We start from the raw sequence: 21,080 nt of genomic DNA, 5'->3' as shown, positions 1-21,080 counted from the left end.
CTGCTCACTCTTCGCTGGTGTGCACTTTACGGTGCAGGATGGCCTGAAATTCGTCGGCGAAGGTGTAGTAACGGCTGATCAAGGTCTCGCTGCGAGCGGCGAAACGGTTATAAGCGATTACTGCAGGAATCGCCGCGAACAGGCCAATGGCTGTCGCGATCAAGGCTTCGGCAATGCCCGGTGCAACGGTGGCGAGTGTCGCCTGTTGCGCGGTAGCCAGGCCACGGAAGGAGTTCATGATCCCCCAGACCGTGCCGAACAGGCCGATGTAGGGGCTGGTGGAACCGACGGTGGCGAGGAACGGCAAGCCTGTCTCAAGCTTTTCTTCTTCCCGGGAAATAGCCACGCGCATGGCACGCGCCACGCCTTCCATGACCGCATCGGGATCGACACCGGCCTGTTGGCGCAGACGGGAGAATTCCTTGAAGCCTGCGCGGAAAATCTGCTCCACACCGGAATCAGGGTCTGGATTGCTGCCCGCCTGACGGTACAGCTTGGACAAGTCGATGCCGGACCAGAAACGCTCCTCGAAGCTCTCCAGCGCACGCCGACCCGCGCGCAGCATGTTGCTGCGCTGAAAAATCATGACCCACGATGTGACCGAAGCAGCCACCAGGATCAGCATTACGAGCTGAACCACGACGCTGGCATTACTGACCAAACTCCACATGGAGGAATGGTCGACGACGTTAGCTTCCACGCTTTATCTCCTGCTCTGAATGTGTACCCGCGCCGCTTTGGTCGGCAAAGGCCGCACGCAAAGCTTCGGGAATGGCCCGGGGTTTCAAACTATCGGCGCGTACACACGCCACCAAAAACTGCCCTTCACAGAGCAGCGTTGCATCCGCAGCCAGCCTGACCTGTTGCTTGAAGCGCAGGCTGGCACGGTTCAATTCGATTACTTCGACGCTGACCAGCAGCTCGTCGTCCAATCGCGCCGGCTTGTGATAACGAGCCTCGCAGGAATGCACGACGAACAACAGGTTCTCCCCCGCCAGCGCGGACTGGGCAAATCCCAACTCCCGCAGCCGCTCGGTACGAGCCCGCTCCATGAATTTCAGATAATTGACGTAATAGACGATGCCGCCTGCATCGGTGTCTTCGTAATAAACCCGACAACGATGTGCAAACGACTGAACCCCGTTTTGCGCGCGCATACTCTAGTGCTTACTCCTCGGATTGCCAATCCGCCAGGCAACTGTTTTTCAAGGTTTTACAGGTTATTACCTGTCAGATTGGCGCAACTGCCAGTCTGACCACGCAAACCCCGAATAAATCGGTGGTCCGCGGCTTTTTTAATTGTCATTGCTGTCGACAAAATCCTCTGCAAGCGGCATTTCACCCATGCGCGAAGGCAGATTCAGCCCGAAGTGCAGGTAGGCATGCCGGGTCACCACACGCCCGCGAGGTGTGCGCATGATATAGCCTTGCTGGATCAAATAGGGTTCGAGTACGTCTTCAATGGTGTGACGCTCTTCACTGATTGCTGCTGCAAGGCTGTCGACACCCACCGGGCCGCCATCGAACTTCTCGATCATGGTCAACAACAGACGCCGATCCTGGTGATCAAAACCGTGTTCATCGACATCCAGCAGGTTCAACGCCAGATCAGCGATGGATTTGGTGATATGCCCCGTGCCGCGCACTTCAGCGAAATCACGGACCCGACGTAACAGACGGTTGGCAATACGCGGCGTGCCTCGCGCGCGCCGGGCGATTTCGAAAGCGCCTTCCGGTTCGATGGGCAGGCCGAGAATACCTGCCGAACGGGTCACGATCGTGGTCAGGTCGGGAATGCTGTAAAACTCAAGACGCTGAACGATACCGAAGCGGTCACGCAGCGGATTGGTCAACATACCAGCCCGGGTCGTCGCCCCCACCAGCGTGAACGGGGGCAGATCAAGCTTGATCGAGCGGGCAGCCGGCCCCTCGCCAATCATGATATCCAGCTGAAAGTCTTCCATCGCCGGGTACAGCACTTCCTCGACAATAGGCGACAGACGGTGGATTTCATCAATGAACAACACATCATTGGGTTCCAGATTGGTCAGGATCGCCGCCAGATCACCGGGGCGTTCCAGGACCGGCCCTGAAGTGCTCTTGATGGAGACCGACATTTCCTGGGCAATGATATTGGCCAGCGTCGTCTTGCCCAGGCCAGGCGGACCGAAGATCAACGTGTGATCCAGCGCCTCGTTACGACCGCGAGCCGCCTGGATGAACAACTCCATCTGCTCACGCACGGTGGGCTGGCCAATGTAGTCGGCAAGGCTCAGGGGCCGGATCGCACGATCCAGTTGCTCGTCACGATCACGGCCGCCGGTGGCGGTTATCAGGCGGTCAGCATCAATCACTTAAGCCATTCCCTTCAGGGCACGTCGAATCAAATCAGCACTGCTCAAGTCTTTTTCCTTGATCGCGGAGACGGCCTTGCTCGCCTCCTGAGGTTTGTAACCCAGGGAAATCAGCGCACTGACCGCGTCGGATTCTGCTGACGCTACTGGTTCCGGGGCGTTCGGGCCATTGGAAACCAGGGTAAAAGTGCCAGGTAATGTTTCCCAGGCCTTGAAGCGATCCTTGAGCTCGACCAACAGACGCTCGGCGGTTTTCTTGCCCACGCCCGGGATCCGGGTCAAGGCCGACGTGTCCTGGGCCTGAACGCATCGCACCAGCTCGTCGACTTCCAGCCCGGACATCAAGGCCAGCGCCAGCTTCGGGCCTACGCCGTTGAGCCGGATCAACTCGCGAAACAACTCGCGCTCGCGTTTTTCGTAAAAACCGTAGAGCAGATGAGCGTCTTCGCGGACCACCAGATGGGTGTGCAGCGTCACGGGTTCACCGACGTGTGGCAGCCGATAAAGCGTCGTCATGGGGACTTCCAGCTCATAGCCCACGCCATTGACATCCAGCACCAGATGCGGCGGCTGTTTCTCGGCCAGAAAGCCGCGTAAGCGTCCAATCACGTATCGGATCCTTTCGTTTCGCCGGCTCTTTGCAAGGCCAGCGGCAAATCAATGGTCGCAATCATTACAGGAGTGACAGGACCTGCAAGTAAAAAATAATCAATGGATAAGTCCATCAGGCTATAACCGCAGCCGACCACCACGACTTCGCGCGGTGGACAGCCCGTGCGGGATCAGACTGGAGCGGGTGTGTGCATGGCATAAAGCAATCGCCAAGGCGTCGGACGCATCGATCTGCGGCTTTTGTGTCAGCTTGAGCAGATGCATGACCATCATCATGACCTGCTCTTTATTCGCCCCGCCGGTCCCCGCTACCGCCTGTTTGACTTGAGTGGCGGTGTACTCGGCAATTTCCAGGCTTTCTTCAGCCCCGGCGACGATGGCCGCACCCCGGGCCTGCCCCAGCTTGAGCGCCGAGTCGGCGTTGCGGGCCATGAACACCTTTTCGATCCCCATGGTCACCGGCCCGTAGGTTTGAATCACCTCACGCACACCGCGATACACAATCTGCAGGCGCTCGTGCAGCTCGCCACTGCCGGTTCTGATGCAACCCGAGGCCACGTAGACACAACCACGCCCGGTGTCACGCACCACGCCATAGCCGGTAATTCGCGAACCGGGGTCGATACCAAGAATAAGAGTCATAACGCCTGCAGCTAGAGAAGTGACACATACCAGAGAGCGCAGCATAAAGGCAGAAGCCGGAGGCCGATAGCGATGTGATAAGCACGCTTCGTATCTCCGGCCTCAATGTCGCGCTGACAACAGGCTTTCAGCCAAGCTGTTCCATGACGTCGTCAGGGATTTCCGCATTGGAATAAACGTTCTGCACATCATCCAGGTCTTCGAGCATGTCGATCAGCTTGAGGACCTTTTCCGCCGTTTCCAGATCCAGAACCGCGCTGGTCGTCGGCAACATGACGATTTCCGCGTCCGCCGCCTTGAAACCCGCGGCCTCAAGCGCATTGCGAACCGCATAAAAACCGGCAAAGGACGTGAAAACGTCGATGGAGCCGTCTTCATTGGTCACGACGTCGTCGGCATCGGCTTCCATCGCGGCTTCGATCAGTGCGTCTTCATCAACGCCTGCCGCAAAGGAAATCTGGCCCTTGCGGTCGAACAGGTAGGCAACCGAACCGTCCGTCCCCAGGTTCCCGCCACATTTGGTGAATGCGTGACGAACCGCTGCCGCTGTGCGATTGCGATTATCCGTCATGGTTTCGACCATGATAGCCACGCCACCCGGACCGTATCCTTCGTAACCCAGCTCTTCGACGTCATCACCGTCCGCAGCACCGGCGCCACGCGCCACTGCCCGGTCGATGGTGTCGCGGGTCATGTTCGCACCCAGCGCCTTGTCCAGCGCCAGACGCAAGCGAGGGTTGGAACCCGGATCTGCACCGCCCTGACGGGCGGCGACGGTCAATTCACGAATCCACTTGGTGAAAATCTTGCCTTTCTTGGCATCCTGACGCTCTTTGCGGTGCTTGATGTTCGCCCACTTAGAATGACCTGCCATCTCTTGCTCCAGATTCTGTTTGAACACGTTCATGTGCGTCGCTGAACACGCGACACACGTCTGCTCGGCCAAAACGCAAACGGGGCGCATCGACGTCAAGAGAGACGCGATACGCCCCGCTCGGCATTACTCAGCCTTGGGCTGTTCGCGCAAACGGATGTGCAATTCGCGCAACGCCTTGGCGTCGACTACGCCGGGCGCCTGGGTCATGACGTCCGCAGCACTCTGGGTTTTCGGGAAGGCGATGACTTCGCGAATGGACTGAGCACCGGTCATCAGCATGACCAGACGATCCAGACCGAACGCCAGGCCGCCATGGGGTGGCGCGCCATACTTCAGGGCGTCGAGCAGGAAGCCGAACTTCTCCTGCTGCTCGTCTTCGGCGATGCCCAGCAAGCGGAAGACCGCCTGTTGCATTTCCTTGCGATGGATACGGATCGAACCGCCACCCAGCTCGGTGCCGTTGAGCACCATGTCGTAGGCACGGGACAGAGCGGTGGCCGGGTTGGCTTCCAGCTCTTGCGGCGTGCATTTGGGTGCAGTGAACGGGTGGTGCAGCGCCGTGAAGCTACCGTCGTCGTTCTCTTCGAACATCGGGAAGTCCACGACCCACATCGGTGCCCACTCGCAGGTGTGCAGTTTCAGGTCGTTACCGATCTTGATGCGCAGCGCGCCCAGGGCCTCGCTGACGACTTTGAACTTGTCGGCACCGAAGAACACGATGTCGCCATCAACAGCCCCAACGCGGTCCAGGATCACCTTGAGGTTTTCCTCAGGGATGAACTTGACGATCGGCGACTGCAGGCCCTCGGCGCCCTTGGCGCGCTCGTTGACCTTGATGTAGGCCAGGCCTTTGGCACCGTAGATGCTGACAAACTTGGTGTAGTCGTCGATCTGGCTGCGCGGCATGCTCGCGGCACCCGGGACACGTAGCGCGGCAACACGGCCCTTGGGGTCGTTGGCCGGACCGCTGAACACCTTGAATTCCACGGCATTGAGCTGATCGGCTACGTCGACCAGTTCAAGCGGGTTGCGCAGGTCCGGCTTGTCCGAGCCATAACGACGCATGGCCTCTTCGAAGGTCATGTGCGGGAAATCGCCGAACTCCAGGTCCAGAACTTCCTTGAACAGCTGACGAATCATCTTTTCGGTCAGACCGATGATCTCTTCTTCATTAAGGAAGCTGGTTTCAATGTCGATCTGGGTGAATTCAGGCTGACGATCGGCGCGCAGGTCTTCGTCGCGGAAACACTTGGCGATCTGGTAGTAACGGTCAAAGCCGGCCACCATCAACAGTTGTTTGAACAACTGTGGCGATTGCGGCAGGGCGAAGAAGCTGCCCGGGTGTGTGCGGCTCGGGACGAGGTAGTCACGGGCGCCTTCCGGGGTGGCACGGGTCAGGATCGGCGTCTCGACGTCCAGGAAGCCGTTTTCATCCAGATAACGACGGATGCTGGTGGTGATGCGCGAACGCAGACGCAGCTTCTCGGCCATTTCAGGACGGCGCAGATCAATGAAGCGATAACGCAGGCGGGTTTCCTCGCCAACGTCCGAGTATTCGTTCAGCGGGAACGGCGGGGTTTCCGACTCGTTCAGCACTTCGAGCTCATAGCCCAGCACTTCGATGGCGCCGGAAGCCATATTGGCATTTACAGCACCTGCAGGACGAGCACGTACCTTGCCGGTGATCTTGACGACATACTCGCTACGCACGCGGTCGGCGGCGGCGAAAGTGTCGGCACGATCAGGGTCAAAAACCACCTGAGCCAGACCTTCACGATCACGGATATCGAGGAAAATCACCCCTCCGTGGTCACGACGGCGGTGGACCCATCCGCATAGGGTAATTTCCTGACCTTCCAGGCTCTCGTTCAGTTGGCCGCAATAATGGCTGCGCATCATGATGGTGTTTTCACTTCCGTAATTCAGAATTCGGTGGAGCTTTCGCTCTTGGCTTGCGCTCAATAGTGCAAGAGCCCAGGCATGCAGTTCAAGCTGTCAGCTCGTCGCTGGGCGCTCTGTTTGCGCAGAGACATGCCCGTTTTGGCAAGGCGGGGGATTATATAGGGTTAATCGAAGCCGTGCAGCCGCACGAACCCATCCAGGCAGGATAAGTTCGCCGCAGCCGCCCACACGCCATGCAGCAGGAGCACAGGAACGCATGCGGAGCGGGCCCGCCATGCTGGCGAGCCCGCAGAAAAAATGGGGTCGTATCCGAACTACGCCTGGGAGATATCCAGGCTGTCGCCTTTCAGGACATGGGCCACACAGACCACCCTGATCAGGCCACTGAAGTTTTTCACCCCGCCGTAGCGCAGATGAACTTCCCTGTCGATGTAAGACAGCACAGCATTAACAGAACAATTGTTCGACCGGGCAATGGTCGCAAGAATATTCCAGTAGACGTTCTCCAGCCGTAGGCAAGTTGCCAGCCCATTCAGGCGCACCGATTTGGAGTGCGGTTGCGCCAGGTTCATATTGAAATCCTCTACAAAAGGATCATTGCGTATTTTTCCGTGACGGCTCAGGTCTTTTACGTCGCGTTCAACCCCTCGAACCATAGTGATATTTCCTCTAATACAGATCAATTTAGACTTCATGAAGAAACATTTAAAAATAAATAAATGTGCCCGCTTATAAAGCCCGAATTACCACGCCATGACCAGCAGAGCCAGCACTCTGACCATGTAGGAGAACACTACAATTAGGAGACGAATAACGATTTTCCTGCTGCCGATAACCGAACCGAACGAGAAGCAGGTGTTTAATATTTATGTCATTCACGGATTTCAAGCCGCCCGCCCCCTGAGCGCTGCAGCAGCCCTGCGGGGGCGAGGCCCAGGAAGGCCCTCTGCGGGGACACGTCTTGAAAAACAGCAGCCAGCAATCATCAACGTTGCAGAGGACCGCCGCCGGGAGGCGACGTACGGGAAGTCAGCAGGTGAGCGGCGCGTCGGATGCGCCACTCACGCGGGGCTTACCTGGTTTCCAGCATTGAACGAAGCATCCAGGCGGTTTTCTCATGCACTTGCATGCGCTGAGTCAACAAGTCGGCTGTGGGCTCATCACTGACTTTATCCAGAAGAGGAAAAATACTACGCGCGGTGCGGACTACGGCTTCCTGACCGTTGACCAGACTTCTGATCATATCCTCGGCGCTTGGCACGCCCTCTTCCTCTTTGATCGAAGAAAGACGCGCGTAAGTTGTATAAGTACCCGGCGCCGGAAAACCCAGGGCACGAATACGTTCGGCAATGGAGTCCACCGCGAGAGCGAGTTCGTTGTACTGCTCTTCAAACATCAAGTGCAAGGTACGAAACATCGGACCGCTGACATTCCAGTGGAAGTTATGGGTCTTGAGATACAGCACATAAGTATCTGCGAGCAAGTGAGAAAGACCGTCAACGATCGACTTACGATCTTCTTCGCTGATACCAATATCGATTGCCATGTTTTTCCCCTTTCAAGATGGATTATCCAACAGGTGCAACAGGCACTCTACCAAGAGATCGTCCATGGCGCAGCCCTGTCATGCAAAAGGGCCGACGGCCGACTCGACCAGCACAACGAGAAAGTCTCGCATCAGGCCACAATAACCTGCACCGCTCGTCGCTTCGCATCAGCCTTTGCTGACAATGCCCGCACACCCGCAAGCTCTTGATTTGAGTAGGCTCATGCTTTGCTGTTAAATACGCCATGTGTTCTGCTGATTGTCATTGCAGCGCACAGCCTGATCCCTCGTCCGTGCAGCACGCCTCCACTTTTCCAGAAGCGTACCGGGCGTTATCGGCTATTACCTCGTGATCCATCTTAATGTGAGTTATCAACATGTTGAAAATCGTTCACCTGCTAACGGGAGCCGCAGCCCTGCTGCTTTCCTTTATACCGAGCTTGCGCAGTGAAGCCCTGTCTTCATATTTCCTTCAGCCCGATGCGGTTTATCTGGCGTTGTTCGGTTTGCTGAATCTCTTGCTTGCACCAGTGATCCCCTATTGGAACCGGGGCCCACGTCATCAGTTGCAAAACCTGGTCAGCGCGTTACTCATCCTTGCTGTTGTTTTTCAGGTGCTGACCCTGCTCGTCCCGCTGGAAATCGTCGCTGGTCAACCGGCCGTCATGCTGGGCCTGGTCGCTGCATTCATTGCGGTAGCCTTGCACCTGGCCATCAGCTTCTACAAATCTTCGCCATCCCCCGTTGCGCAAAGTCATGACATGACCAACCGCGATACAGGAACCGTCAAGTGGTTCAATACCTCCAAGGGCTTTGGTTTCATCTCCCGCGATTCCGGGGATGACATCTTCGTTCACTTCCGCGCCATCCGTGGTGAAGGGCACCGCGTTCTGGTCGAAGGCCAGCGCGTGGAGTTCTCGGTCATGAACCGCGACAAAGGCCTGCAAGCAGAAGACGTCATCGCAGCACTGCCTCGCCGCTGACGGCCACGCCTGTAAAAAAACCGCGACCCCAAGGGATCGCGGTTTTTTTTTGCGCAGCCGTTTACCAGACGCTTATCTATTAATAGTGCGGCGGCGGCCCATCCTCTTCGAAGGTATCGAACTGGCTTCCCAACTCTTCCTGTCGCTTGAGCATGGCCGCCATCTGCTGTTGCAGCCGATCCAGCGCGCGCTGCTGAGCAACCAGCACATCATTCAGCGCTTGAATTGTATCGTCCTGAAAAGCCAGGCGGCTCTCCAGCTCGGTCACCCGCACGTCCAGACTCATAATGGCTCCTGTGCAAAAACGAAATCGACTGTCAGCTCGCTGCGCAGTTGCTGCACGATGGCCGACATCTGCTGCGACGCGTAGGGCTGCGCCGCATGCTTGCCCCATACCGGCGCAGGCCAGGCCGCATCGTTGTGTCGACGGGCGATAACATGCATGTGCAACTGACTGACGACATTACCCAGCGCCGCCACGTTGATCTTGTCAGCCCCGAATGACTGTTTGAGCACCACTGACAATGCGGTTGTCTCGTGCCACAGCTGCAACTGATCCTCAAGACTCAACTCAAATATCTCACTAACATCCGGGCGTCTCGGCACCAGGACAAACCAAGGGTAGTTCGAATCATTTGACAACAGCAGCCGACATAACGGGAAATCGCCAATCAGCAATGTGTCTGCTTGCAAACGTGAGTCAAGAACGAACACGGTATAACTCCTGATCGTCAGGTTAGGTTTTTTTGCACACCTTAACTTAAAGTGCATAGCGCATTACCCAGCAGGATACTCGGGAATAAGTTCGAGTTCACCGCCTTACCTCGGTTACATGACATCTCGAGCGGCGGGTAAAAAAATGTGCCGCCACAATAGCCTAAAGCGCAGCCCCCTGACGCACCAAAAATGCTCGCTTTCAGACAGAACGCCCCGCTTTAGGACGCAAAACGCGCGCGCTCAGCATCGTTACAGTTGTTACTAATCGCTACCACAGAAAGGCCAGAAGGCCACTGGCTACCCCCGCCAGAGCTGTTTCAGACACATGGCCGTAACAACCGGCTGGCTCTGGACGCGTCCAGTCATCGCCGTGGGCCAGCATCAGGCAGGAAAGACAGCAGACGCACCAAAAAAACTCACGCGGTCAGGCCTGATCGACGCTTTATGCGCAAATTACTCAGCCCGATGGACAAAAAGTAACGTTCTGCCGAGGCATCGGAGAGTGAGAGTCGCAAAAAGCGCTGTCCCTCAAGAAAATGTGATTTTTTTATTTCCTTATAAAACAATGAGTTAAAGATCAAAAGCGAGGTAAATGCTGCATTTTTCACAAAATTTTCTTATCACCCGGAATTTTGTGCACGGTTGTTGCTTTATCACTCATCAAGGCTGGCAGGAGTCCTGGCGGAAAAATGAACCTGTCCGTCGTCAAGATCCACAGGTTTTGCGTAACACAGCTGCACTTGAGTGACATGGCATAGATCAATTGATCCTGTGCTCAGGTCGTAAAAAAGCAATGCTGTAGTTGTAGAGTCGATATGCAAGCCATGGCTTTTGCGACACGGACGGAGCAGTTTGCGACACCGCCGTAAAGATTTCGAAAGGATAGGTCTGTAACTATCGCCACCATTGTCAGCGTGATATAAGTTTCGCCGACACCAAAAAGAAAGAGCCGTCCAGATAAAAAAACCGGTGGACGGCAGCAACTCTTCTTAAAACCAAAGGAGCAAGTCACGATGAGAGTGATGAAGTGGAGCGCAATCGCACTGGCAGTTACCGCAGCCAGCACCCAACTGGCAACGGCAGCAGCGTTCGTCAGCGACCAGTCTGAAGCAAAGGGTTTCGTTGAAGGCAGCACGCTTGACCTGAAAGCTCGCAACTACTACTTCAATCGCGACAAGAAAGATGGCGCCGTTGATGACAAAGACTGGACCCAGGGTTTCTGGGGTACGTTCAGCTCTGGTTACACTCAAGGCACCGTCGGTGTGGGCGTTGAGGCTTTCGGCTACTTCGGCCTGAAGCTTGACGGCCAGGACAAATACTCCGGTTCGGGCAACCTGGTCACCAACAGCCAGGGCGAAAACGAAGACAGCTTCGGCAAAGCCGGTGGCGCTGTTAAGTTCCGCGTTTCGAAAACCGAACTGAAAATCGGTGACATGCAGCCTACCAGCCCAGTGTTCGCAGTCGGCGGTTCCCGCCTGTTGCCACAAACTGCCAGCGGTATCAGCCTGCAGAGCAGCGAGGTTGCCGGTCTGGATCTGGAAGGCGGTCACTTCTACTCCGGTACCAGCCAGGACGACATGAGCCACAGCGGTAACATTTGGGCTAACTACGCCGGTGTTACAGCCAAGACTGCTGACTTCGTGGGTGGCAAGTACGCTATCACCGAGAACCTCGGTATTGCGCTTTACGGTGCCAAGCTCGAAGACGTGTGGGATCAGTACTACGCCAACATGAACTACGCACTGCCGCTGACTGATGACCAGTCCCTGGCATTCGACGCCAACCTGTATCGCACTGTCGATGAAGGCAGCGCCAAAGCGGGCGACATCAGCAACACCGCGTTCTCCGGTTCCGTTGCCTACTCGTTCCTGGCTGCGCACACCCTGACCCTGGCATTCCAGAAGGTCAACGGTGATACGCCATTCGACTACATCGGTATTGGCGACAACAACCGTGGTGGCGACTCGATCTTCCTGAACAACTCGATCCAGTACTCTGACTTCAACGGTCCTGGCGAGAAATCCTGGCAAGCTCGCTACGACCTGAACATGGCTCCGTACGGCGTTCCTGGCCTGAGCTTCATGACCCGTTACGTTAAAGGTTATGACATCGACGGCACCAACACTCCGGCCAACAGCGCTTACGCTGGCCTGTACGGTGAAGACGGCAAGCACCACGAGACCAACCTTGAAGCCAAGTACGTGCTTCAAACCGGTCCAGCCAAAGACCTGTCGTTCCGCATCCGTCAAGCATGGCACCGCGCCAATGCTGATCAGGGCGAAGGCGATATCAACGAGTTCCGTCTGATTGTCGACTACCCGATCTCGGTCCTGTAATCGCACTTCAGCTACTCGTTATAAAGAAGCCCGGCACATTTGCCGGGCTTTTTCATTCAAGCATTCAAGCAATCATCTTCGCCTCCCTCGGAGGCCTCGTGCTGTACGGGGATAATTCAGCCCCGTACAATGCCCAGTCATTTCTAGTCTCAGCAACCGACAACGGCCTCCCATGCGCACCAGTCAATTTTTGCTCGCCACACAGAAAGAAACCCCTTCCGATGCGGTCGTGGTCAGTCACCAGCTGATGCTGCGTGCCGGCATGATTCGCAAACTCGCTTCCGGTCTCTACACCTGGCTGCCCATGGGCCTGCGTGTATTGCGCAAGGTAGAAGCCATCGTTCGGGAAGAAATGGACGCAGCTGGCGCACTCGAAGTATTGATGCCGGGCATCCAGCCTGCTGAGCTATGGCAGGAATCCGGTCGCTGGGAACAGTACGGCCCCGAGCTCATGCGCCTGACCGACCGGCACAACCGGGAATTCTGCCTGGGCCCGACCCACGAAGAAGTCATCACCGATCTGGCCCGCAACGAGCTCAACAGCTATAAGCAGTTGCCGATCAATCTTTACCAGATCCAGACCAAATTCCGCGACGAAATACGCCCTCGCTTCGGCTTGATGCGCGGCCGCGAGTTTGTCATGAAGGACGCTTACTCCTTCCATGCCGATCAGGCGTCCCTGCAGCAAACCTACGACCGCATGCATCAGGCGTACTGCAACGTATTTACCCGACTTGGCCTGAAATTCCGCCCGGTGGAAGCAGACAACGGCTCAATCGGCGGTGCGGGCTCCCACGAGTTCCACGTGCTGGCTGAATCCGGCGAAGACGATATCGTGTTCAGCGACGGCTCCGACTACGCGGCCAACATCGAAAAAGCCGAGGCCATCCCACGCGAAACCTCTCGCGCCGCACCGACCGAAGAGTTGCGTCTGGTCGACACCCCGAACGCCAAGACCATTGCGCAGCTGGTCGAAGGCTTCAATCTGCCGATTGAAAAGACCATCAAGACCCTGGTGGTGCACGCCGCAGAAGAAGGCAAGCTGGTCGCGCTGATCATTCGTGGCGATCACGAACTCAACGAAATCAAGGCCGCCCAGCAGGAGCTGGTCGCCAGCCCGCTGGTCATGGCTTCGGAAGCCGAACTGCGCGACGCCATCGGCGCCGGTGCTGGCTCACTGGGCCCGCTGAACCTGCCGCTGCCCTGCATCATCGACCGCTCGGTCGAGCTGATGAGCGACTTCGGCATCGGTGCCAACATCGACGACAAGCACTACTTTGGCGTCAACTGGGAGCGCGACCTGCCCGTTCCGACGGTTGCCGACCTGCGCAACGTGGTCGCTGGCGACCCAAGCCCGGACGGCAAAGGCACGCTGGAAATCAAGCGCGGCATCGAAGTCGGCCACATCTTCCAGCTGGGCACCAAGTACAGCGAAGCCATGAAATGCCAGGTCCTGGGCGAGAACGGCAAGCCGGTCAACCTGTCCATGGGTTGCTATGGCATTGGCGTGTCCCGGGTTGTTGCTGCCGCCATCGAGCAGAACAGCGATGCCAACGGCATTATCTGGAACGACACCCTGGCCCCCTTCCAGATCGCGCTGGTACCTTTGCGCTATGAAACGGAAGCCGTCCGGGAAGCGACTGACAAGCTCTACGCTGAACTGACAGCGGCCGGCTTCGAAGTGCTGCTGGACGATCGCGACAAGAAAACCAGCCCTGGCAACAAGTTTGCCGACATGGAGCTGATTGGCATTCCTCATCGCATCGTGGTCAGCGATCGCGGCCTGGCCGAAGGCAATCTTGAGTACAAGAGCCGCACCGAGCCAGAAGCCCAGGCCCTGCCGATTGCCGACGTGTTGTCTTTTATTCAGGCCCGTATCCGCCGCTGAACCCTGGGCGCGCTCGACACCTCGAGCGCGCCCATTGCTGGCAACGCGCCTTATCCGCCTCAAGAGATCCCATGTTCAAGCGAAGATCCTCAAGCCTCGGCTGCACCGCCTTGTGCGCCAGCCTGTTTGTCAGTGGTTGTGCCAATCACTTGTCACAGCGCAGCGAGCACGAAGAGCGTGTGGAACGCAAACTGCTCGAACATACCCTGCAGATCGATATGGGCGAGCCCAAAACGCTCGAACTGCCCCAGCGACGTGTACGCATCCACGAACAGAAAACCTTCGAAGTCACCGAGTTCGAAGTCACCCGTCGCTATGATCGCTACACCGCTTACCAGCCATGGCGTGAAGCCTATGAGATCCCCCTGGGTGCCGTCGCCGTGGTGGCTGGCGTGGCTGCCAACGTGGTCAATGTGTTCGCCTTCGGTCAATTACCCGACAGCGTGACCAAGGACTGGATCAATTACGGTGTTGCCGGACTCAATCCGTTCATGAACGCGCCGTCCCACGGCCGTGCGCAACAGAATCTGGCAGGCATCGATGAAGTCCAGAAGGACAAACGAATCGAAAAATCGACGCTGCCCTGGAATGAGCGCCCCGTGCTGGTCAAGGCGGAAACCCAGACCCACGAACTGGCCACTGACCGAAACGGAGTATTGCGTCTGAGCCTGCTGGACAGCCCGTTTGCCGAGCAGGACCTGAGCCACGTGACGCGGCTGTATATCAGCGTCGAAGACGATCAGGACAAGGTCCACGCCAATGCGGACCTGCCCATCAGCGCCCTGCTGCGGAGCAAACTGCTTGAGGCTCACGGCCTGATTTATGACGACCTGGAAGATGATGAAGTCAGCCAATGGGTCTATCGGGTCAAGCGCCTTTCGGAACTGGGCCTTGAAGACGAAGCCAGCGAACTGGAACAGAGCCTGATCGAACTGACGCGCAATGATCCGCAATTGCAGCGTGAGTTTTTGAATGCTCTGGCCAAGGATGCGGGCCGCCTCGTGGCTGATCCAGGGGCCAGGCACTGATAGCTCGCTAACACCTGCCCCCTTACCGACCTGCCAGGCTCAGGGCGCGAACAGTTCAAGCTGTTCGTGGCCACTGCGCAGGTCCTGCAGACGCACGCCGATACCCAGTAGCCGTACCGGCTTGCCGCCTCGGGCAAACGCCTGGGTCAGCAACTGCTCGAAACTGCTCAGGTCGCGCCCCGCTCCCGATTGTTCGAGGGTCGTCTGGGTGAAATCGTGGAACTTCACCTTCACGAACGGCTTTCCGGGTCGGTAGTTGTCAGCGATGCGCGCCATGCGCCCCGCCAGGGTTTCCATCAGCTCAGGTAGTTTTTCCAGGCAACTGGCCAGGTCCGGCAAGTCTGTATCGTAAGTGTTCTCCACACTCACCGACTGACGCCGACTGTCGTTCTGCACCGGCCTTTCGTCTATGCCCCTGGCCAGCCCCCACAATCGCTCACCGAAAGAGCCGAACTCCCTGACCAGCGCCAGCTTGCCCCAGCCACGCAGATCCGTGCAGCTGACAATGCCCAGCCTGCCGAGTTTGTCGGCCGTGACCTTGCCCACGCCGTGAAGTTTGTTGACCGGCAGCAACGCCACGAAATCCTCGACCTGATCCGGCGTGATCACAAACAGCCCGTTGGGTTTTTTCCAGTCACTGGCGATCTTGGCCAGAAACTTGTTCGGGGCAACACCGGCCGAGACCGTGATATGCAACTGGTTAGAGACCCGGCGGCGGATGTCCTGAGCGATACGCGTGGCACTGCCAGCGAAATGACTGGCATCGGAGACGTCCAGAAACGCCTCATCCAGCGACAACGGCTCGATAAGATCGGTGTAATCGCGAAAGATCGTCTGGATTTCCTTCGACGCTTCTTTATAGGCATCCATGCGCGGCTTGACGATGGTGAGATCCGGACACAGCTTCAGTGCATGCCGGGACGACATGGCCGAGCGCACGCCGTAGGCACGAGCCTCGTAATTGCAGGTCGCGATCACGCCTCGCCGGTCTGCCGAACCACCCACTGCCAACGGCTTGCTCGCCAGGCGCGGGTCGTCGCGCATTTCGATGGCGGCGTAGAAGCAGTCACAGTCGACATGGATGATTTTTCGCTGCGTCATGTAGGGCGATTTGCGAGAGACAGGGTTGTGCAGTATCTCATTGGCGTCAGCAAGTGGCACTGCACGATGCGTGAATGGTCGCGAAACGGTCACGCAGCGCCTTTAAAATCAACGCGTGAAACCGACGTTAGCCCCCGTCAGACAAGGCGCTGCGGCCGGTACAGGCAATGATCGGCGCCGCTAAGCGATTGAAGAAAAAGCACTTTTTTCAAAGTAACGGTTGACAGCACGGCGATCCGGCGTAGAATGCCGACACACAGACGCGGGATGGAGCAGTCTGGTAGCTCGTCGGGCTCATAACCCGAAGGTCGTCGGTTCAAATCCGGCTCCCGCAACCAAACATCAAACAAGGCTACTCGAAAGAGTGGCCTTTTTTGTGCCTGTCAGTTTTTGCGTGGCGCGGCAGAAGCCCCGTTGTCCAGAGGCCGCGCTTCGCGCAGCAAACACCGGCCCGGTTAGAGCGAGGCTTGCCCGCCAGCCAATAACGATAACGCGGTCAATCTGGCCCACCGAAGCGTCAGGTTCGCGGGCAAGCCTCGCTCCAACGAATCCCTCTCCATTTAAATACTGACAGACATTGAAGGGAGGCTTCTATATAGAAACCCCTCTCCCGACACTCATTTACCCTCTTTTTGCATTAAAGGTTGACACCTCGGCGTTCGGCTGTAGAATGCCGCCACACAGACGCGGGATGGAGCAGTCTGGTAGCTCGTCGGGCTCATAACCCGAAGGTCGTCGGTTCAAATCCGGCTCCCGCAACCAAACATCAAACAAGGCTACTCGAAAGAGTGGCCTTTTTTGTGCCTGTAGGAAAATCACGTTGTCGGCCGAGCTAAGCGCTTGTCAGAAAACGCTATTTTGCGTTGCAGCTTTCATCTCATTTTCACGCTTGTAACGTAATATTACAGGCGCCGACAGTTTTTCCTGCATCGGCCGATAGCCTGCGAAGGCTGAATAATTGCTGGAAGCCTCACTGACAGATTCGCTTCATTCGCCCGTTCGTGGATGACGCGCTAACATCTCGAACTATTTTTTGCGTAAGGATTGGTAACTTGGCTGCATACCTCCATCCTGTCGCGCACGATCCAAGGAGTGATTGATGCGCGCCAACCCGTCCGAACCGTCAGAACCCAATGAAGCCGTTACGGCAAATCAACCTATCCGACCTGCCCGCCTTCGATGGATGGAGCTGCTGAGCAAGTATCGCCAGCCCATCGGCCTGGGCGTCACGCTGCTGCTGTTCGGCATCGCGCTGATCGCCTGCCGTCATATGCTCAGCGAGCTGGACCTGTACGCGCTGCACGATTCTTTGCTCAGCGTACCGCTCCCCTCTCTGGCAAGCGCCGTACTGGCAACGATTGTCGGCTTCATCATCCTGTTGGGTTACGAGTGGTCCGCCAGCCGTTACGCCGGGGTCGATCTGCCCAACAAAACCCTGGCCATGGGGGGCTTTACCGCTTTCGCCATCGGCAATGCGGTGGGGCTTTCGATGCTATCCGGCGGCTCGGTGCGTTACCGGCTGTATTCGCGCAACGGCGTTGGTGCGATTGAGGTCGCGCGCATGACCCTCTTTGCCAGCCTGTCACTGGGCTGCGCCTTGCCGCCACTGGCTGCGCTGGCAACCCTGAGCAACTTGTCCGGCGCGTCCCTGGCGCTGCACCTGCCAGTGCCGTTGCTGGCCGTGATTGCAATCGGCGTGCTGATTCTGACAGCGCTGCTCGTCTTCGCGGTATACCGCCGTCGACTGCCGGAACAAACCATCCCGCACACACTGCTGGTGCGTGCCGGCAGACGAACGCTGCGCCTGCCAGGTCTGCGTCTGTCCCTGATGCAATTGGTGATCACCGCACTGGATGTTGCAGTGGCGGCCACTGTCTTGTATTTGCTGCTGCCTCAATCTCCGCCGTTTGGCGCGTTCCTGCTGGTTTACCTCCTTGCGCTGGCAGCCGGCGTTCTCAGCCATGTTCCGGGAGGTGTAGGTGTTTTTGAAGCCATTCTGCTGGCCGCCTTCGCCAATGAATTGGGGGCTGCGCCCCTCGCCGCCGCATTGCTGCTGTATCGCCTGATCTACGTGTTACTGCCCCTGCTGCTGGCTTGCCTGACCCTGCTGTTCACGGAAGGTCAGCGCCTGCTACCGACCAAACAAGCGATGCGTGTGGCCTCGGGCCTGGCGGCACCGATTCTGGCGCTGCTGGTGTTTCTTTCCGGGGTGGTGCTGTTGTTCTCCGGGGCGACACCGGAGATCGACACCCGCCTGGAAAACCTCGGCTTTCTGATTCCTCATCGCCTGATCGATGCTTCCCACTTCGGTGCCAGCCTGGTGGGCGTGCTGTGCCTGTTGCTGGCTCAAGGCTTGCGCCGTCGCCTCTCCGCGGCGTGGATGCTGACCATGATTCTGCTGGTGGTTGGTGCAGTGCTGTCGATGCTCAAGGGCTTCGACTGGGAAGAAGCCATCCTGCTGATCCTCACTGCCGGTCTGCTGGCCATTTTCCGCCGTTCGTTCTACCGCCCGAGCCGCTTGCTGGAGTTGCCGTTCTCGCCGCTGTATCTGGTGGCCAGCGTGTGCGTGCTGGGCGCGTCGATCTGGTTGCTGCTGTTTGCTTACCAGGATGTTCCGTACAGCCATCAGCTCTGGTGGCAGTTCACCCTGGACGCCGATGCTCCCCGCGCCTTGCGTTCGGCACTGGGCAGCGCCGTACTGTTGGTGATCGTGTCGTTGACCTGGCTACTGCGCACGGCACGGCCGGTCATCAAACTGCCCGATGCCGCAGAACTGGCCAAGGCCGCCGAAATCCTCAACGCGTCATCGCAACCCGATGGCGGCCTGGTGCTGACCGGTGACAAGGCGATTCTCCTGCACCCCGATGGCAATGCCTTTTTGATGTATTCGCACCGCGGGCGCAGCCTCGTGGCGTTGTACGACCCGATTGGCCCCACTCAGCAACGGGCTGAACTCATCTGGCAGTTCCGCGACCTGTGCGACGTTCACCATGCGCGCCCGGTCTTTTATCAGGTACGCGCAGAAAATCTGCCGTTCTACATGGACATCGGCCTGACCGCGATCAAGCTGGGCGAAGAAGCCCGGGTTGACTTGCGCCGCTTCGACATCGAAGCCAAGGGCAAGGAGATGAAAGACCTGCGCTACACCTGGAACCGGGGTGGTCGCGATGGGTTGTCGCTGGAAATCTACGAAGCAGGCCAGGCACCGCTCGATGAGCTCAAGGTCATCTCCGACGCCTGGCTGACCGGTAAGAACGTGCGGGAAAAAGGTTTTTCCCTGGGCCGTTTCAGCCCGGAATACCTCAAGCACTTCCGCATTGCCATCATCCATTTCGAAGGCAAACCGGTGGCGTTCGCCAACCTGTTGGAGACTTCGCGTCACGATCTGGCGAGCCTGGATCTGATGCGCGCTCACCCGAACGCGCCAAAACTCACCATGGAATTCATGATGGTGGGGCTGATTTTGTATTACAAACAGCACGGCTACGAACGCTTCAGCCTGGGCATGGTGCCTTTGTCGGGCTTGCAGCCTCGGCGTGGCGCACCTTTGACCCAGCGATTGGGCTCGATGGTGTTCCGTCGTGGCGAGCAACTCTACAACTTTCAGGGGCTGCGCCGTTTCAAAGACAAATTCCAGCCTGACTGGGAACCTCGCTATATGGCCGTGCCCGCCGGACTCGATCCGTTGGTGGCACTGGCTGACACTGCCGCCCTGATTGCGGGCGGCCTGACTGGATTGGTGAAACGCTGATGATTCAACGCTACTGGCGCTTTTTGCTCGCAGCCCTGGTTATTATTCTTCTGGTGGCACTGGGTATCTGGTTATGGAACCGCCCCGCCCCCCCCGCAACCCTCGTTCGTTCCACCCTGGCTGACGGTTCGGCGCTGACCGACGTGACGCCGGGCAGCCGGACAAAAGTCCGGGTGGCTTTGGCGGTCACTGCCGATGACATGCTCACCGACAAGCAATTGCAGGCGTTGAGCAAGGATGGTGCAGCGCGGATTATTCAGGTGGTTTTGCCCAAGGATAACTGCGTCCTGCAACAAAAAACCTTCAACGACGCCCTGCAAAAACTGGATGGCGCACCCAACGTGGTCGGCGGCATCGGACCGGGCGCAACCCTGGCCTGGCGCTGGCTGGCAGGTCAGAACGACGACAAAGCACAAGCCATCTCGGTGGGCTTCGTGCTGGAGCAACCTTCGCAACCTGTTCTGCCCGTTGACCCGGACGAAAAACCACCCGTGATCTGCGACGTGCCACTGCCAAAAAGCGCGCCGCACGGACACTGGATGGTGGCCTGGAACGACGCACCCGATGATCCTCCTGCGGCCTTCGTGCGCGATCAGCCCAATGCCGATACCAGCATCAGCGACTATGACATCAAGCTGCCACAAGTCCTGAACAGCGAACTGCGCCACACACTCATTGGCGAAGACGACAAGGGCGGCGGCGTGGGCGTGCCGGTTGTGGAAGTGCCTTCGGCGAAACCTTCCGATACCTTGACACTGTTCATGTCGGGCGACGGTGGCTGGCGCGACCTGGACAAAGTCGTCGCGGGCGACATGGCCAACCTGGGGTATCCCGTCGTCGGTATCGATGTGCTGCGCTACTACTGGGAACACAAGACCCCTGAACAGACGGCAGCCGATCTGACGGAGTTGATGCAGCATTACCGGCAAAAATGGGGCACTAAGCGCTTCATTCTCGCCGGTTACTCCTTCGGTGCCGATGTCATGCCGGCGGTGTATAACCGCTTGGCAGCCGAGGACCAGAACCGTATCGACGGCATCATCCTGCTCGCCTTCGCCCGGACCGGCAGCTTTGAAATCCATGTGGACGGCTGGCTCGGTACTGCCGGCAAAGAGACCACTACTGGCGGGGAAATGGCGAAACTGCCCGCCGAGAAGGTGCTGTGCGTCTACGGCATCGAAGAGAAGGACGAAAGCGGCTGCACCGAAGCCACCGCAGTGGGCGAGAAGCTGCAACTTCCTGGCGGCCACCACTTCGATGAGAATTACCCGGCCCTGGCCAAACGCTTGATCGCCGCCATCGACAAGCGTCAGGGCAAGCCTGACAGCAAGTAGAAAGCGTCA

18 protein-coding genes and 2 tRNA genes are annotated in these 21,080 nt (G+C 57.8%); 8 read left to right on the top strand and 12 right to left on the bottom strand.

Annotated elements, in window-relative coordinates:
* Positions 1–4: 4 nt before the first annotated feature.
* The 9 genes from tolQ to ACP7B0_RS11190 all read right to left on the bottom strand — a co-directional run bounded on the left by tolQ (position 5) and on the right by ACP7B0_RS11190 (position 7,933).
* Positions 5–700, bottom strand: coding sequence for a protein TolQ (gene tolQ, locus ACP7B0_RS11230; protein ID WP_426141374.1), 696 nt, complete (start codon positions 698–700; stop codon positions 5–7).
* Positions 690–1,157 (bottom strand): tol-pal system-associated acyl-CoA thioesterase, encoded by a 468-nt coding sequence (gene ybgC / locus ACP7B0_RS11225; protein WP_426141373.1) that lies wholly within the window; start codon positions 1,155–1,157, stop codon positions 690–692. The genes tolQ and ybgC overlap by 11 nt, the downstream gene beginning before the upstream one ends.
* 138 nt (positions 1,158–1,295) lie before the next feature.
* The gene (ruvB, locus tag ACP7B0_RS11220) at positions 1,296–2,354 is read right to left on the bottom strand and encodes a Holliday junction branch migration DNA helicase RuvB (RefSeq protein ID WP_426141372.1); all 1,059 of its coding nucleotides are present in this window, start codon (positions 2,352–2,354) and stop codon (positions 1,296–1,298) included.
* On the bottom strand, positions 2,355–2,963 hold the full coding sequence (ruvA, locus tag ACP7B0_RS11215) for a Holliday junction branch migration protein RuvA (RefSeq protein WP_426117799.1): 609 nt from the start codon (positions 2,961–2,963) through the stop codon (positions 2,355–2,357).
* A 120-nt stretch (positions 2,964–3,083) separates the two neighbouring features.
* Positions 3,084–3,608 (bottom strand): crossover junction endodeoxyribonuclease RuvC, encoded by a 525-nt coding sequence (ruvC, locus tag ACP7B0_RS11210; protein WP_426141370.1) that lies wholly within the window; start codon positions 3,606–3,608, stop codon positions 3,084–3,086.
* A 127-nt stretch (positions 3,609–3,735) separates the two neighbouring features.
* Positions 3,736–4,482 (bottom strand): YebC/PmpR family DNA-binding transcriptional regulator, encoded by a 747-nt coding sequence (locus tag ACP7B0_RS11205; RefSeq protein ID WP_426141369.1) that lies wholly within the window; start codon positions 4,480–4,482, stop codon positions 3,736–3,738.
* A 126-nt stretch (positions 4,483–4,608) separates the two neighbouring features.
* Positions 4,609–6,384: an aspartate--tRNA ligase gene (gene aspS / locus ACP7B0_RS11200; RefSeq protein ID WP_426141368.1), complete on the bottom strand. Its 1,776-nt coding sequence runs from the start codon at positions 6,382–6,384 to the stop codon at positions 4,609–4,611.
* A 317-nt stretch (positions 6,385–6,701) separates the two neighbouring features.
* Positions 6,702–7,049, bottom strand: a complete 348-nt coding sequence (locus ACP7B0_RS11195; protein ID WP_426141565.1) for a ribbon-helix-helix domain-containing protein — start codon at positions 7,047–7,049, stop codon at positions 6,702–6,704.
* Positions 7,050–7,459: 410 nt separating this feature from the next.
* Entirely contained in the window at positions 7,460–7,933 is a 474-nt protein-coding gene (locus ACP7B0_RS11190; RefSeq protein WP_426141367.1) for a Dps family protein, read from the bottom strand.
* Between the two features lie 377 nt (positions 7,934–8,310).
* Here ACP7B0_RS11190 and ACP7B0_RS11185 point away from each other — a divergent pair, with 377 nt between their 5' ends.
* Positions 8,311–8,916: a cold shock domain-containing protein membrane protein gene (locus ACP7B0_RS11185; RefSeq protein ID WP_426141366.1), complete on the top strand. Its 606-nt coding sequence runs from the start codon at positions 8,311–8,313 to the stop codon at positions 8,914–8,916.
* 79 nt (positions 8,917–8,995) lie between these two features.
* On the opposite strand, the gene ACP7B0_RS11180 is transcribed toward ACP7B0_RS11185, so the two are convergent.
* Positions 8,996–9,202, bottom strand: a complete 207-nt coding sequence (locus tag ACP7B0_RS11180; RefSeq protein ID WP_426141365.1) for a SlyX family protein — start codon at positions 9,200–9,202, stop codon at positions 8,996–8,998.
* Entirely contained in the window at positions 9,199–9,630 is a 432-nt protein-coding gene (locus ACP7B0_RS11175; protein WP_426141564.1) for an HIT domain-containing protein, read from the bottom strand. The genes ACP7B0_RS11180 and ACP7B0_RS11175 overlap by 4 nt, the downstream gene beginning before the upstream one ends.
* 1,016 nt (positions 9,631–10,646) lie before the next feature.
* Between ACP7B0_RS11175 and ACP7B0_RS11170 the strand changes: the two genes are divergently transcribed.
* The 3 genes from ACP7B0_RS11170 to ACP7B0_RS11160 all read left to right on the top strand — a co-directional run bounded on the left by ACP7B0_RS11170 (position 10,647) and on the right by ACP7B0_RS11160 (position 14,885).
* Positions 10,647–11,969: an OprD family porin gene (locus ACP7B0_RS11170; RefSeq protein WP_426141364.1), complete on the top strand. Its 1,323-nt coding sequence runs from the start codon at positions 10,647–10,649 to the stop codon at positions 11,967–11,969.
* A 172-nt stretch (positions 11,970–12,141) separates the two neighbouring features.
* The gene (locus ACP7B0_RS11165; protein ID WP_426141363.1) at positions 12,142–13,857 is read left to right on the top strand and encodes a proline--tRNA ligase; all 1,716 of its coding nucleotides are present in this window, start codon (positions 12,142–12,144) and stop codon (positions 13,855–13,857) included.
* Positions 13,858–13,928: 71 nt separating this feature from the next.
* Entirely contained in the window at positions 13,929–14,885 is a 957-nt protein-coding gene (locus ACP7B0_RS11160; RefSeq protein WP_426141362.1) for a hypothetical protein, read from the top strand.
* A gap of 39 nt (positions 14,886–14,924) precedes the next feature.
* On the opposite strand, the gene dinB is transcribed toward ACP7B0_RS11160, so the two are convergent.
* Positions 14,925–15,986, bottom strand: a complete 1,062-nt coding sequence (dinB, locus tag ACP7B0_RS11155; RefSeq protein WP_426141361.1) for a DNA polymerase IV — start codon at positions 15,984–15,986, stop codon at positions 14,925–14,927.
* Between the two features lie 261 nt (positions 15,987–16,247).
* Here dinB and ACP7B0_RS11150 point away from each other — a divergent pair.
* The 4 genes from ACP7B0_RS11150 (at position 16,248) to ACP7B0_RS11135 (ending at position 21,071) form a co-directional block, all read left to right on the top strand.
* Positions 16,248–16,324 (top strand) — tRNA-Met (locus ACP7B0_RS11150).
* 347 nt (positions 16,325–16,671) lie between these two features.
* Positions 16,672–16,748: transfer RNA gene (locus tag ACP7B0_RS11145), tRNA-Met, on the top strand.
* Positions 16,749–17,085: 337 nt separating this feature from the next.
* Positions 17,086–19,737 (top strand): bifunctional lysylphosphatidylglycerol flippase/synthetase MprF, encoded by a 2,652-nt coding sequence (gene mprF / locus ACP7B0_RS11140; protein WP_426141360.1) that lies wholly within the window; start codon positions 17,086–17,088, stop codon positions 19,735–19,737.
* The gene (locus tag ACP7B0_RS11135; protein ID WP_426141359.1) at positions 19,737–21,071 is read left to right on the top strand and encodes a virulence factor family protein; all 1,335 of its coding nucleotides are present in this window, start codon (positions 19,737–19,739) and stop codon (positions 21,069–21,071) included. Before mprF ends, ACP7B0_RS11135 begins: the two co-directional genes overlap by 1 nt.
* Positions 21,072–21,080 lie beyond the last annotated feature (9 nt).

This window comes from Pseudomonas sp. DWP3-1-2, assembly GCF_049896285.1.
In the GTDB taxonomy this organism is placed as follows: domain Bacteria; phylum Pseudomonadota; class Gammaproteobacteria; order Pseudomonadales; family Pseudomonadaceae; genus Aquipseudomonas.
The sequence above is the reverse complement of the archived record's forward strand: the minus strand, read 5'-3'. Positions and strand labels throughout refer to the sequence as shown.

What these genes read in the sequence shown, in the direction of transcription:
- ybgC (WP_426141373.1), bottom strand. Translation starts at nt 1,157, where the DNA reads ATGCGCGCGCAAAACGGGGTTCAGTCGTTTGCACATCGTTGTCGGGTT.
- ruvC (WP_426141370.1), bottom strand. Translation starts at nt 3,608, where the DNA reads ATGACTCTTATTCTTGGTATCGACCCCGGTTCGCGAATTACCGGCTAT.
- ACP7B0_RS11205 (WP_426141369.1), bottom strand. Translation starts at nt 4,482, where the DNA reads ATGGCAGGTCATTCTAAGTGGGCGAACATCAAGCACCGCAAAGAGCGT.
- aspS (WP_426141368.1), bottom strand. Translation starts at nt 6,384, where the DNA reads ATGATGCGCAGCCATTATTGCGGCCAACTGAACGAGAGCCTGGAAGGT.
- ACP7B0_RS11190 (WP_426141367.1), bottom strand. Translation starts at nt 7,933, where the DNA reads ATGGCAATCGATATTGGTATCAGCGAAGAAGATCGTAAGTCGATCGTT.
- ACP7B0_RS11185 (WP_426141366.1), top strand. Translation starts at nt 8,311, where the DNA reads ATGTTGAAAATCGTTCACCTGCTAACGGGAGCCGCAGCCCTGCTGCTT.
- ACP7B0_RS11180 (WP_426141365.1), bottom strand. Translation starts at nt 9,202, where the DNA reads ATGAGTCTGGACGTGCGGGTGACCGAGCTGGAGAGCCGCCTGGCTTTT.
- ACP7B0_RS11170 (WP_426141364.1), top strand. Translation starts at nt 10,647, where the DNA reads ATGAGAGTGATGAAGTGGAGCGCAATCGCACTGGCAGTTACCGCAGCC.
- ACP7B0_RS11165 (WP_426141363.1), top strand. Translation starts at nt 12,142, where the DNA reads ATGCGCACCAGTCAATTTTTGCTCGCCACACAGAAAGAAACCCCTTCC.
- ACP7B0_RS11160 (WP_426141362.1), top strand. Translation starts at nt 13,929, where the DNA reads ATGTTCAAGCGAAGATCCTCAAGCCTCGGCTGCACCGCCTTGTGCGCC.
- dinB (WP_426141361.1), bottom strand. Translation starts at nt 15,986, where the DNA reads ATGACGCAGCGAAAAATCATCCATGTCGACTGTGACTGCTTCTACGCC.
- mprF (WP_426141360.1), top strand. Translation starts at nt 17,086, where the DNA reads ATGCGCGCCAACCCGTCCGAACCGTCAGAACCCAATGAAGCCGTTACG.
- ACP7B0_RS11135 (WP_426141359.1), top strand. Translation starts at nt 19,737, where the DNA reads ATGATTCAACGCTACTGGCGCTTTTTGCTCGCAGCCCTGGTTATTATT.